Raw genomic sequence first — 14,048 nt, 5'->3', positions numbered from 1 at the left:
TATGAAAAATTTTAAAGATATTCTGTTATTATTTTTATTCATTTTTACTTCAAATCTGAATTTTGCTCAGGGTGAAACATCAAAAACTTCAGCCAAAAGAGAATTCCGATACACCAATCCGATTAAAAGAGATTCTGCCATTTCTATGCGAGACCATTTCATCATTAAGGTCGATGATTTATGGTATTGTGTGGGAACTTCCAATCCTATTTGGGAAGGCAAAAATCCGGGAGTCCGGATGTTGGTTTCAAAAGATATGGTGAATTGGAAACAGCATTCTTTTTTAATTGATGCTAAAAAACTTCCCAAAGATTGCCCTTATGACGGTCGTTTCTGGGCTCCCGAAATTCATTTCATCAAAGGAAAATATTATTTGATTGTAAACAGCGGAAAGGTAACCAAAGAAGACCCGAAAGGAATGGCGACACACAGCATTTGGCTGTTTTCGGCCGATAAAGTGACAGGCCCATACAAACTGGTTAACGGTCCGCTTACCCCACAATATAACAACGATGCCACTTTGTTCGAGGATGAGGACGGACAGGTTTATCTCTATTGCAGCGGAAATGGATTATTTCAGGCTAAAATTGATTTAAAAACAGGAAAGTTAACCACGCCTATTCAAAAATTTCTGGATAAAAAACAACCAGGCTGGCCGGAATGGATGGTTGGCGGAATCGAAGGTCCTTTTGTGACTAAAAAAGAAGGTGCCTATTTTATGTTTTTTTCTACTTGGACAAGAGGCTATGAAGTTGGTTTGCTGAAATCAAAATCACCTTTGGGACCTTGGGAACTCGCTTCCCCTGAACCAATTTTCGGAACCCGCAAAAAAGGTTATAGGCAACAAATGGCAAAAGATGGAGGCTATGAAAACCTGCAGTTCACCGATACCGAAGACCCTTATCAGGAAACGGGACACAACGCATTATTCATCGGTCCGGACGGAAATCTTTGGAATTCCTGCCATTATTTTATGTACGAAAAACGACCATATCCGTACAGTCAGACCTTCGAGCCTTGGGAACTGGGTCCGCAAATGGGAATAGAACCTGTAAAATATGAGAAAGGAATGTTCTACATCAATGGTCCTACATGGACAGAGCAAATTATTAAATATTAATTCGAAAAATAATTAATATGATAAAGAAATATATATTGAATTTTGGATTGTTGTTCCTGGGAATATCACTGAGCGCTCAAAACCCAATCATCCAGACCAAATTCACCGCCGACCCTGCGCCGATGGTTTATAAAGACACGATTTTTCTCTACACCAGTCACGATGAGGACGATGCTTTCGGGTTTAAAATGAAAAACTGGCTGCTGTACACGTCAACCGATATGGTCAACTGGACCGACCACGGCGTTGTAGCTTCCTTGAAAGATTTCAAATGGACCGATCCCGAAAACGGAGCGTGGGCGCCACAAGTCATCGAAAGAAATGGCAAATTTTATATGTATTGTCCCATGCCCGGACAAAGAGGAATCGGAGTTTTGGTGGCGGACAGTCCGTACGGACCTTTTAAAGACCCAATTGGAAAACCTTTGGTGAAAAATTCCAGCGACGATATCGACCCGACTGTTTTAATTGACGATGACGGACAAGCATATCTTTATTGGGGAAACCCAAATCTTTGGTACGTAAAACTGAATGAAGATATGATTTCTGTAAATGGCGATGTCATAAAAGATACTTCTATTGCCAAAGTGAAAGGTTCGCCGGACCCGTTCCATTATCAGGAAGGACCGTGGGTCTGGAAAAAAAACGGACATTATTATCTGGCTTATGCGTCTACTTGCTGTCCGGAAGGAATTGGATACGCAATAGGAAAATCTGCAACCGGACCTTGGGAATTCAAAGGAATGATTATGGACAGCGACAAACGTTCCAACGGAAATCATCCAGGAATCATCGATTATAAAGGAAAATCTTACGTTTTCGGATTCAATTATAATATCGGAAAACAGACGATGAGCAAGCATTACGAACGCCGTTCGGTTTGTGTAAGCGAAATGAAATACAATGCCGACGGAACGATTCAGAAGTTACCTTTTTGGAATCCTGAAGGTGTAAAAAGAATTGCAACACTCAATCCGTACAATAGAGTGGAAGCCGAAACCATCGCTTTCAGTGAAGGTTTGAAAACCGAAAAAATGACCGAGTGGGAAAGAAATAATCCTTACGATACAGGCAAAAAAATCACCGACAAAATGGTCGTTTCATCCATCAATAATGGAGATTATCTGAAAGTTCAGGGTGTGGATTTCTCAAAAGGAACGAAATCCATAGAAGTTTCTGTTGCTTCAATGTATGGCGGAACGATTGAAATCCATTCCGATTCTTTGGGTGGACAAATTTTAGGAACGGTGAAAGTTACCGAAAAAGCGGAAGGCGATATTTTTAAAACCATTACTACTCCGGTAAAAAATATCAAAGGCATCCACGATTTGTATTTTATTTTCAAAGGTGAAAAAGACCTTTTCTATTTCGATTGGTGGAAGTTTAATTAAAATTTAAAGAAGAAAATGTTGAAGCATAAATTACTTTTACTCGCCCTGTCATTCGCATTATCGTCGCATATTTATCAGGCTCAATCCACGGTTTGGCTGGATAAATTAGACCTGAGCGTAGCCACACAAGGTCACGGGAAACCGGGGATCAATACTTCGGTGGACGGCAAACCTTTGACCATCGCTGGCGAAGTTTTCAAAAGAGGCTTCGGCACACACGCAGAAAGTTCTTTATTGATTAAATTAAACGGTAAAGCAAAAAGCTTTTCCGCAAAGGTCGGAATGGATGATGAAATAAAAGGTCAAAATCCCGCAGCCGAATTTGAAATTTACGGCGACAACAAAAAAATCTGGTCAAGCGGAATAATGAAACTAGGCGACAAAGTAAAACCTGTTTCCGTTTCGCTGGAAGGCATAAAACAATTGGAATTAGTCGTTACTGATGGCGGAAACGGACCTTATTACGACCACGCCGATTGGGCCGATGCAAAATTTGAAACTAACGGACTTACGACTTTGGAAACCTTCAATCCAATCGCTTCCGAACCTTATATTTTAACGCCAAAACCAGCTCCGACGCCAAAACTCAATTCGGCTGGCGTTTACGGTGCTCGTCCCGGTTCGCCTTTTCTTTTCAGAATTCCCGCGACAGGCGACAGACCGATGACTTTCTCAGCTAAAAATCTTCCGACAGGTTTAAAAATCGATTCGGAAACCGGAATTATTACGGGAAAAATTGATACGAAAGGAACTTACGAAGTTGTTTTAAATGCTAAAAATACAAAAGGCTCCGCTTCAAAAAAATTAAACATAGAAATTGATGACAGAATCGCACTCACGCCAACGATGGGTTGGAACAGTTGGAACTGTTTCGGGCACGAAGTTTCTGCCGACAAAGTAAAACGTACCGCCGATGCTTTGGTTAAAACAGGATTGGTAAATCACGGCTGGAATTATATTAATATCGATGATTCGTGGCAATTTAACAGAGATGGAAAAGACCTATCATTCCAAGGGAAAATGCGTGATGAAAACGGCTATATTTTAACGAATTCCAAATTTCCGGATATGAAGGAATTAACCGATTATTTCCATTCAAAAGGCTTGAAAGCAGGAATCTATTCTTCTCCCGGACCTTGGACTTGCGGTGGATGCGCCGGAAGCTACGGCTACGAAAAACAGGATGCGGAAAGCTACGCCAAATGGGGAATTGATTATCTGAAATACGACTGGTGTAGCTACGGTGGCGTGATTGACGGTTTGCCCGATAACGACTCAAACAAAGTTGCTTCACTTAATTTTCAAGGCGGTGGAGATTTGGATAAAGGCGTAAAACCTTTTAAATTAATGGGAAATCTTTTGAAACAGCAACCGAGAGATATTGTTTACAACCTTTGTCAGTACGGGATGGGCGACGTCTGGAAATGGGGAAATGATGCCGATGCGCAATCGTGGCGAACGACCAATGACATTACCGATACCTGGGCGAGCGTCAAAAATATTGCTTTGGCGCAGGACAAAGCATCCACATTTGCGAAGCCCGGAAACTGGAACGACCCGGATATGCTAGTGGTAGGCATCGTAGGTTGGGGAAATCCACATCAGAGTCGATTGAAACCCGATGAACAATATTTACATATCAGTCTTTGGAGCATTTTTTCTGCTCCGTTACTGATTGGCTGCGACCTTGAAAAACTGGATGATTTTACCTTAAATCTTTTGACGAATGATGAGGTAATCGCTGTAAACCAAGACGTTTTGGGAAAACAGGGCGTTTGTCTGCAGACGATTGGCGAACTTAAAATTTATGTGAAAAAACTGGAAGACGGTGGAAAAGCGGTGGCGTTTGCCAATTTCGGAAGAGAAAAAGTGAATATGTCTTACAAAGATTTCAAGCAGCTTGGGATTTCCGGTCGTCAAACCGTAAGAGATATCTGGAGACAGAAGGATATTGCAAAAATCAATACAACGAATCAGGCATTATCACTGGATATTCCGGCGCACGGTGTGGCTTATTATAAGTTAAGTCCAGGCAAATAAAACGAGAGTCATTCAGGAAAATCAAAAAATAAAAATGAATACCATTAAAAATCATATCAGCATAAATATATTCTCAAAAGCAATTTTGATGGTGGTTTTGCTGTATTCTTTTACGACCGTTTCAGCCGGGAATTTAATGGTTAAATCACCTAATGGTAAGATTTCAGTCAGTGTTTTTAACGGAAATAATGTTGATAATGGAAAATGGTCTCTGAAGGTACATTATTTTAACGAAGGTAAAATTACAGAAGCCATTTCGGCAATCGATTTGGGATTGATTCTTTCCGAAGGCGTTTCTTTTGATGAAATGAAATTATTAAAAGCTTCAAAACCGCTATTAATAAAAGAAAATTATACAATGCCTCACGGAAAATCTTCCCAAAGACATAATACGGGAAATGAAGTTGTTTTTACATTCGAAAACAAAGAAAAGAAAAAACTGGATGTGATTATCCGTGTTTATAATGACGGGATTGCTTTCAGGTATTCGTTGTCAGGAAAGGGAAATTTTACGGTGCAGGATGAATTGACTTCTTATTCTATCAATCATAAAACTACTCGCTGGACAGAAAAATGGAATCCTGCCAACGAAAGACTTTACGCTTCAATGATTGGCGAAAAAATACAGCAGGAAGAATGGTGTTATCCTGCCTTGTTTCAAACAAAAGATAATAATTGCTGGTTTTTGCTTCACGAATCGGCTGTTGATGGCAGTTACTGCGGGTCTAAACTGAGCAATAAAGAGGATAAAAATAAATACAAAATCACCTTCCCCGACCCGAAAGATGGTCGCGGAAAAGGAGAATCTCTACCCAAAATTACGTTTCCCTGGAAATCACCTTGGAGAGTAATCATCATTGGAAATCTTAATGATATTGTAGCTTCCACATTGGTGGATGATGTCGCACCGCCTTCAGTTATTAAAAACACAGATTGGATAAAACCGGGCGCAGTTTCATGGAATTATTGGTCGAGTAATCACGGAACCAAAGATTTCAAAACCGTTTGTGAATTTGCAGATTTGGCGGTTAAAATGGATTGGCCATACACGTTGCTCGACTGGGAATGGGACTCAATGGAAAATGGCGGAAATCTTGAAGATGCTCTGAAATACATCCATTCCAAAGGCATCAAACCTTTGATGTGGTACAATTCGGGTGGCGACCATACGTGGGTTTCTTCCACACCGAAAGACCGGATGCTGACTCACGAAAACCGTGTGGCAGAATTTTCTAAACTTAAAAAACTCGGCGTTGGAGGCGTAAAAGTAGATTTTTTTGAAAGTGAAAAGCAGGAGATGATTAAATATTATATTGATATTCTGAAAGATGCTTCGAAGTTTGAAATGATGGTTTATTTTCACGGCTGTCTGGTTCCGCGAGGCTGGTCGAGAACATACCCAAATCTGATGACCTACGAAGCAGTTCGCGGTGCCGAATGGTACAACAACGGCCCAGAATTTACAACAACTGCACCTGTTCACAATACCATTTTGCCTTTCACTAGAAACGTGGTCGGTTCGATGGATTATACGCCGGTAACGTTCACCAATTCACAGTTTCCGCATTTGACGTCTTACGGTCACGAGCTTGCGTTAAGCGTTTTGTTTGAATCTGCCCTTCAGCATTTTGCAGACAGACCCGAAGGTTATTATGAATTGCCCTATGAACCCAAGAAATTTTTAACAGAAGTTCCGACGAGTTGGGACAAAACTCTTTTATTACAAGGCTTTCCCGGTAAAGAAGCGGTAATGGCAAGGAACAAAAATAAGAACTGGTACATCGGTGGAATCAATGGTGAGAATACTGAGAAAATGCTCAAAATTAAATTTGATTTTCTAGATACAAATAAAAAATACAGACTGAGATTAATTAAAGACGGAAAACACGATAAACAGCTTGTAACCGATGATTCTGTCGTAGAAAGTACGGATTTTGTCGACGTGAAATTATTGAGACGTGGCGGTTTTGTCGCGGTAATTTCTCTATTGTAAATGAATGAAAATCAAATCAATATAAATTTAAAAACTAAGAAATGAAAAATATAAAAATAATAATTGGTCTTCTTTTTTGCGGTTTGAGTTCAGGGATTTCCGCTCAGAATCCGGTTATCCAGACCCATTTTACGCCAGACCCTGCGCCGGTGGTTTACAAAAATAAACTCTACACGTACACGGGAGATGACCAGCCGGGATTTGATTTTTATACTATGACCAAATGGCGGGTTTATTCTACCGAAGATATGGTGAACTGGACAGACCACGGTTCCCCGATTTCGCTTGAAACTTTCAGCTGGGCGAGAGACCGGGCTTGGGCGGCGCAATGTATTCATCGGGATGGTAAATTTTACTGGTACATATGCGCTCAGACTGTTGATAATAATATGGCCATCGGTGTGGCGGTTTCTGATAGTCCGACCGGTCCTTTCAAAGATGCTTTGGGAAAACCTTTGGTGACGACGGGAACCTGGGATAATATCGACCCGACGGTTTTTATTGATGATGATGGACAGGCCTATCTTTATTGGGGAAACAGCAAACTATTTTATGTGAAACTCAACAAAAATATGACGACTTATAACGGTAAAATCACGGAAATTCCGCAATCGGTGGAGGCTTTTGGTGGTTTGAGACATCCCGGAAAAAGCGAGGAAGTTTTGCAGAAACAGGAAAAATTTGATGATGTTTATGTGGAAGGACCTTGGCTGTACAAGCGTAAAAGTCAATATTATATGATGTACGCCGGGATGACCAACCGCACCGAATGTCTTTCGTACTCAACAAGTTCTTCGCCAATCGGACCATGGAAATATCAGGGAAAAATAATGACCGACCAGCCGACCAACAGTTTTACCAATCACGGCGGAATTGTCGATTATAAAGGAAAATCCTATCTTTTTTACCACACCGCATTATTACCAAATGGCGGAAGTTACGGTCGTTCAACTTCAATTGAAGAGTTTAAATATAATGCTGACGGAAGTATTCCAAAAATCATAATGACCAAAGGAGGCGTCAACCCTGTGGGAACTTTAAATCCTTACCAAAGAAACGAGGCAGAAACAATAGCGTGGTCGGAGAAATGCAGCACTTCCGAAGACAAAAAGACGGGAGTTTATGTTTCCGATATCAGAGTCGGAGGTTATATTAAAGTTCGCGCAGTGGATTTTGGAAAAGGTGCGTCTGAGTTTTCAGCGTCTGTAGGAGCAGGCATCGATGGCGGAATTTTAGAAGTCAGACTCGATAAATTAGACGGAAATAAAATTGCTGAAATAGAAGTTCCACGAACTGGAGGTTGGGAAGAGTTTAAAACTTTAACCTCAAAAATAACAGAATCTGTTTCCGGTGTTCACGATGTTTATTTTGTATTTAAAGGAAAAAATATCACAGCCGGAAGAAAACTTTTCAACTTCGACCACTGGAGTTTTAATAAAAAGTAAATCACAATGAAAAAAACAATACAATCAATCATAAATATTTGTCTAATAGGTTATTCAGGAATATTATTTTCTCAGAATCCCATTATTCAGACCAATTACACCGCAGACCCGGCGCCGATGGTTTACAACGACAGGCTATACGTTTACACCACGCACGATGAAGACGATTCTACCTGGTTTACGATGAACGACTGGAAAGTTTATTCCACCAACGATATGGTGAACTGGACAGACCACGGAACGATTCTTTCCTATAAAGATTTCGAATGGGCAAAGCGTGATGCGTGGGCGGCGCAGTGCATCGAAAGGAACGGGAAATTTTTTATGCACGTTCCGATGATTAGCAAAACCAACAACAAAGGTGCGATTGGCGTTGCCGTGGGCGACAGTCCGTTCGGACCTTTCCACGATCCGCTTGGTAAACCATTGGTTCAGAGCGAATGGGGCGATATCGACCCTACGATTTTTGTGGATGATGACGGACAAGCCTATATGTATTGGGGAAATCCTAAACTTAAAATGGTTAAGCTGAATCAGGATATGATTTCCTATGCCGGCGATATTGTTGAAGTTCCGATGACTGCAGAATCTTTCGGAAAAAGAGACGGAAAAGAAAACCCGGAAAGACCGACAAAATACGAGGAAGGACCCTGGCTGTACAAAAGAAAAAACCTGTATTACCTGTTCTGGCCTGGCGGTCCGCTACCCGAATTCATAGGATATTCCACCAGCAAAAGTCCGCAAGGTCCGTGGAAATATGGCGGAATCGTGATGCCAACCGAAGGAAAATCGTTTACCAATCATCCCGGCGTGATTGATTTTAAAGGAAAAACCTATTTTTTCTACCACAACGGTGCGTTGCCGGGCGGAAGTGGATTTACCCGTTCAGTCAGTGTTCAGGAAATGGAATTCAACAAAGATGGTTCTATTTCGCCTTTCAAAATGACCAATAATATTACCAAAGCCATTGCAACCGTCAATCCGTACGCTTTCAATCAGGCAGAAATGATTGCGTGGTCGGAAAATGTGAAATCTTATCAGAATAAAGAAGCCGGCGTTTTCATCAAAGCCAAGAAAAATGGCGCTTACACGAGCGTCAAAAGTGTTGATTTTGGAAAAAATGGTCCGGTTAATTTTTCTGCGAGAGTGGGAACGACGCATAACAGTGAAGTGACGATGGATGTTCGATTGAACAGTCTCAACGGAAAAACGATTGCAACGGTAAAGGTTCCGCTGACCGGAGGAGACGACCGATGGGAAAATGTGAAATCTGAATTAAAGGAAAAAATTACCGGCGTTCACGACCTCTATTTTGTGTTTAACGGAAAAGCAGAAAAAGACATTATGTTTTTCGATTCTTGGACATTTCTTGAAAATAATTAATTATGACTAAATTTATTTTAAAACTATCATTCATCCTGAGTGTTCTTTTGCTCAATACTTTTTCGGCGCAGGTTACAGAAGTTTCAAGTCCCGATGGAAAACTGAAGCTCAATGTTTTTTCTGAAAATGGAAATGCGTTATACTCTGTAACTTTTCAGGGAAAACCAATGCTGGACAAATCTCCGTTAGGTTTAATCACCAATGAATCTGATTTTTCTAAAAACCTGAAATTCGTTAACAGCAAAAAAGACAAGGTTTCCAAAAAATATTCTAACGAAAAAATGAAAAAATCGGAGGTTGATTATAATGCTAATTCTTTAACGGTAAATTTTACCAATTCAGATCAGTTTAATATTGGAATTGAGTTTCAGGTTAGCAACAATAATGTGGCTTTCAGATACGACATTGCGCCGATGAAAGAACGTCTGAGCGCAGTGGTTCAATCAGAAATTACAGGTTACAGATTCCCGTCTCAAACCACAACTTTCCTTTCGCCAATGATGAAGCCTATGACTGGCTTTGCACGAACTGCACCAAGCTACGAAAGCGGATACAAAGCCGATGTGGAATTAGGAACAAAAGCCGATTATGGTTATGTTTTTCCAGGTTTATTTCACGTTGGGAATGACGGCTGGATTTTATTGTCTGAAACAGGCGTGAACAGTTTGTACTGCGCTTCCCATTTGGATACAACTTCAGATAAAAATCTGTACAAGGTCGCTTATCCAAATATGGCAGAAAATAATGGTTTTGGAAGTGCAGGAGCATCCATTTCACTTCCTGGAAAAACGCCTTGGAGAACCATCACCATTGGTGATTCTCTGAAACCAATTGTTGAAACCACGATTCCTTTTGATGTGGTTGAGCCAATGTATGAGCCTTCACAAAAATACACTTTCGGAAAATCGACTTGGAGCTGGATTCTTTGGCAGGACAACAGTATGAATTACGAAGACCAAAGTCTTTTTATAGATTTAGCATCAAAACTTGGTTATGAATACATTCTGATGGATGCACTTTGGGACAAAAACATCGGAAAAGATAAAATGAAAGACCTCATTCAATACGCAAAATCTAAGAATGTCAATGTTTTATTATGGTACAATTCCAACGGTTCTGCCAACGATGCGCCGATGGGACCGAGAAACAAAATGAGTTCAGCCATTGAGCGTAAAAAAGAAATGAAATGGCTGAAGGAAGTCGGTGTAAAAGGTCTGAAAGTCGATTTCTTCGGTGGCGACAAGCAGGAAACGATGCGTCTGTACGAAGATATTCTGTCGGATGCCAATGATTTTGGTTTGACCATCATTTTCCACGGAGCTACTTTGCCGAGAGGTTGGGAAGTGATGTACCCGAATTATGCAGGAAGTGAGGCCGTTTTAGCTTCAGAAATGCTATATTTTTCTGAGGATGTTCGCAAGCAGGAAGCATTTTTTGCGACCTTGCATCCTTTCATCAGAAACACGGTCGGAAGTATGGAATTTGGCGGAACTTTCCTTAATAAATACCTGACGAAATCTAATAAAGAAAAGAATAGAAGACACACTACAGACGGTTTCCAGTTGGCTACAGCTGTTCTGTTTCAGAATCCCGTTCAGATGTTTGCTGTGATGCCGAATAATCTGACAGATGTTCCAAAATTCCAACTCGATTTTATGAAAGAAATTCCGACGCTTTGGGACGAAACAGTATTTATCGACGGTTATCCAGGGAAATATTCTGTGATTGCGAGAAGACATCAGAATCAATGGTATGTGGCTGGAATCAATGCAGAAAAAACAGTTAAAAAACTTAAAATCAACCTTCCAATGTTTGCGGGAAAAACGGTTAAATTCATCAATGATGATGCTCAGGGAAATTCATCAGAAAAAGAAGTGAAGGTTAATGCAAAAGGAGATTTCACGGTAGAAATTCAGCCGAACGGAGGTTTTGTTTTGAAGAATTAAAATAATTATTTGACTGCATCGAATCCGTAGGATTCAATATTAATAGCCGTAGGTGCAACCTATGGAAAACGAAATATAAATAAAATCCGAACCCTGAAAAGGGTTCAATTACATAAATAAGCAAGATTTGATTATAAATAAAAATAAAAGATTATGAATCGAATAAAAATATTTTTTCTCGTCGCATTTTTCGGATGTTGTCTGCAGATTAACGCGACAGAACCGTTCATCAGCACAGAAAAAAAATCAGAAAATATAGTTCTAAAAGAACAATCTGTCGGTCTTTCCATTTTTACTAATGCAGGAATTGATAATGGAATTTTGAGAGCGGTCAACAATCTGCAATCCGATTTTCAGAAAGTAACGGGCACTCATCCAACGATTTCAAATCAGATTCCAGGGATGGATTCACCTTTAATAATCATCGGAACCGTCGGAACAAAATCCATTGTTGATGATTTAATTAAACAGAAAAAAATCGACGGAAAATCTTTAATCGGAAAAAACGAAAAATACATCATTCAGAACGTTAGTAATCCGTTTCCAGGCGTTTCCGAAGCGATTGTCATTGCAGGAAGCGACAAGCGCGGAACGATTTACGGCATTTACGAAATGTCTCTGCAAATCGGCGTTTCGCCTTGGTATTACTGGGCAGATGTTCCGGTTTCGGCAAAGGAAAATTTATACTTTAAAAAAGGAATTTATACCGATGGAGAACCGGCTGTAGAATATCGCGGGATTTTCCTGAATGACGAAGAACCTTCATTGGGAGGTTGGGCAAGAGCAACTTTTGGTGGAATCAATTCTAAATTTTATGAGAAAGTTTTTGAACTGATTTTAAGAATGAAAGGCAATTACATCTGGCCTGCGATGTGGGGAAAAGCGTTTTATGACGACGATGCTTTGAGCGGACCTTTGGCCAACGAAATGGGAATTGTGATGGGAACTTCGCACCACGAACCGATGGCTTTGGCGCAGACCGATTGGCATCGATACATCAAGAAAAATAATCTGCCGAATGTCTGGGATTATTCTAAAAATGAGAAAGTGTTGAAAGAATTCTGGAGATCAGGATTGGAAAGAAGTAAAAACTGGGAAAAACTCGTAACTGTCGGAATGCGTGGCGATGGCGACGAAGCGATGGGTGAGGGAACCAATATTTCACTCCTTGAAAAAGTGGTGACTGACCAGCGGAAAATCATTGCTGATGTGACCGGAAAAAAAGCCGACAAAACGCCACAAGTCTGGGCTTTGTACAAAGAAGTTCAGGATTATTATGACAAAGGAATGCGCGTTCCGGATGATGTGATTTTACTGTTTTGTGATGACAACTGGGGCAACGTGCGAAAACTTCCGGACCTTTCAAAACCTTTGCACAAAGGCGGTTACGGAATGTATTACCATTTTGATTATGTAGGTGGACCAAGAAATTCGAAGTGGATTAATATCAACCCTATTCAGAGAGTTTGGGAGCAGATGAATCTTTCTTACGAGCATAAAGTGGATAAACTTTGGGTCGTGAACGTCGGAGATTTGAAACCGATGGAATTCCCAATCAGTTTTTTCCTGGAAATGGCGTGGAATCCCAAACAATTCAATTCAAAAAACCTTTTGCAGTACACCGAAAAATGGTCAGCTGAACAATTTGGTGAAAAACACGCCAAAGAAATCGCCAGAATGATTAATCTTTATACCAAATACAACCGCCGTGTAACGCCGGAAACGCTGGACAGCAAAACTTTCAGCCTTGAAAATTATAATGAATTTGAAACCGCTTTAAACGATTACAGAGCATTGGCATTGGAAGCTTTACGTTTGAAAGAACAGATTCCGGCAGAATATCAGGATGCGTATTATCAGCTGGTTTTATATCCGATTGATGCTTGCAGTAATTTGTACGAAATGTATTACGCAGTTGCCAAAAACAGGGAATTGGCTGCCAAATATGATTTGAAAGCCAATTACTATGCGGATAAAGTGAAAGAATATTTTGACAGAAATGCCTATTTAGACAATCAGTACAATAATGTGATTGCCGGCGGAAAGTGGCAACATATGATGGACCAGATGAAAATCGGGTACAAAACCTGGGCAGACGGAAAACAGAATATTATGCCCGAAGTGACTTATATTTATGATGATAATGCTTCAAAAGACAAAGTTTTTCAGGAAAGGAACGGTTACGTTTCCATCGAAGCAGAGAATTTCGCAAGAATGAATAATTCAGACCGAATCCATTGGGAAGTGATTCCTGATTTTGGGAAAACCAAATCCGGCGTGACGACTTTCCCGCAAAATGCGTACCCGAAAGCTGATGAAAATGTCTATTTGGAATACAATATTAATTTTGAATCAAAAGGTGAGTTTGAAGTCCAGTTATTGTTAGCGCCAACTTTAAATTATAATCATAACAAAGGTTTACACTACGAAATTTCTTTCGACGGACAATCGCCTCAAATCGTCAATTTCAATGGTCATTATAAAGGTGAACTGGGAAGATGGCAATCCGAACATATCATCAAATCAATGACCAAACATCAAATTTTACAATCTGGAAAACATACGTTACGTTTCAGAGTTTTGGAACCGGGAATTGTTTTGGAGAAAATTCTCATCAACACCGGCGGATTGAAGCCTAGTTATCTTGGAGCTCCGGAAAGTGAGTATTCAAACTAATAATCGCAAAACCATCAGATTTCTGGTGGTTTTTTATTGTAAGCTTAATTTCAC

8 protein-coding genes are annotated in these 14,048 nt (G+C 40.3%); all 8 read left to right on the top strand.

Annotation, left to right across the window (positions count from 1 at the left end):
• Position 1: 1 nt before the first annotated feature.
• Positions 2 to 1,120: a family 43 glycosylhydrolase gene (locus RTX21_RS15970; protein WP_312769186.1), complete on the top strand. Its 1,119-nt coding sequence runs from the start codon at positions 2 to 4 to the stop codon at positions 1,118 to 1,120.
• A 17-nt stretch (positions 1,121 to 1,137) separates the two neighbouring features.
• Entirely contained in the window at positions 1,138 to 2,511 is a 1,374-nt protein-coding gene (locus RTX21_RS15965; protein ID WP_312769184.1) for a glycoside hydrolase family 43 protein, read from the top strand.
• A gap of 15 nt (positions 2,512 to 2,526) precedes the next feature.
• A complete protein-coding gene (locus RTX21_RS15960) occupies positions 2,527 to 4,551 on the top strand; it encodes an NPCBM/NEW2 domain-containing protein (protein ID WP_312769181.1) in 2,025 nt (674 codons plus the stop codon).
• Positions 4,552 to 4,585: 34 nt separating this feature from the next.
• The gene (locus tag RTX21_RS15955; RefSeq protein ID WP_312769179.1) at positions 4,586 to 6,544 is read left to right on the top strand and encodes a glycoside hydrolase family 97 protein; all 1,959 of its coding nucleotides are present in this window, start codon (positions 4,586 to 4,588) and stop codon (positions 6,542 to 6,544) included.
• A gap of 41 nt (positions 6,545 to 6,585) precedes the next feature.
• Positions 6,586 to 7,989 carry a glycoside hydrolase family 43 protein gene (locus RTX21_RS15950; protein WP_312769177.1) on the top strand — a complete coding sequence of 468 codons (1,404 nt, stop codon included), beginning with the start codon at positions 6,586 to 6,588 and terminating at the stop codon, positions 7,987 to 7,989.
• A 6-nt stretch (positions 7,990 to 7,995) separates the two neighbouring features.
• A complete protein-coding gene (locus RTX21_RS15945; RefSeq protein ID WP_312769175.1) occupies positions 7,996 to 9,372 on the top strand; it encodes a glycoside hydrolase family 43 protein in 1,377 nt (458 codons plus the stop codon).
• A gap of 2 nt (positions 9,373 to 9,374) precedes the next feature.
• The gene (locus RTX21_RS15940; protein ID WP_312769174.1) at positions 9,375 to 11,318 is read left to right on the top strand and encodes a glycoside hydrolase family 97 catalytic domain-containing protein; all 1,944 of its coding nucleotides are present in this window, start codon (positions 9,375 to 9,377) and stop codon (positions 11,316 to 11,318) included.
• 153 nt (positions 11,319 to 11,471) lie between these two features.
• Entirely contained in the window at positions 11,472 to 13,994 is a 2,523-nt protein-coding gene (locus tag RTX21_RS15935; RefSeq protein WP_312769172.1) for a glycosyl hydrolase 115 family protein, read from the top strand.
• The last annotated feature ends 54 nt before the right edge of the window (positions 13,995 to 14,048 follow it).

The sequence above is a fragment of the Epilithonimonas sp. genome (genome assembly GCF_032054305.1).
GTDB lineage: Bacteria > Bacteroidota > Bacteroidia > Flavobacteriales > Weeksellaceae > Epilithonimonas.
This window is presented reverse-complemented; position numbering and strand designations above follow the sequence as displayed.

Coding starts and splice junctions, on each gene's coding strand:
- RTX21_RS15950 (WP_312769177.1), top strand. CDS start 6,586: ATGAAAAATATAAAAATAATAATTGGTCTTCTTTTTTGCGGTTTGAGT.
- RTX21_RS15935 (WP_312769172.1), top strand. CDS start 11,472: ATGAATCGAATAAAAATATTTTTTCTCGTCGCATTTTTCGGATGTTGT.
- RTX21_RS15945 (WP_312769175.1), top strand. CDS start 7,996: ATGAAAAAAACAATACAATCAATCATAAATATTTGTCTAATAGGTTAT.
- RTX21_RS15960 (WP_312769181.1), top strand. CDS start 2,527: ATGTTGAAGCATAAATTACTTTTACTCGCCCTGTCATTCGCATTATCG.
- RTX21_RS15940 (WP_312769174.1), top strand. CDS start 9,375: ATGACTAAATTTATTTTAAAACTATCATTCATCCTGAGTGTTCTTTTG.
- RTX21_RS15965 (WP_312769184.1), top strand. CDS start 1,138: ATGATAAAGAAATATATATTGAATTTTGGATTGTTGTTCCTGGGAATA.
- RTX21_RS15970 (WP_312769186.1), top strand. CDS start 2: ATGAAAAATTTTAAAGATATTCTGTTATTATTTTTATTCATTTTTACT.
- RTX21_RS15955 (WP_312769179.1), top strand. CDS start 4,586: ATGAATACCATTAAAAATCATATCAGCATAAATATATTCTCAAAAGCA.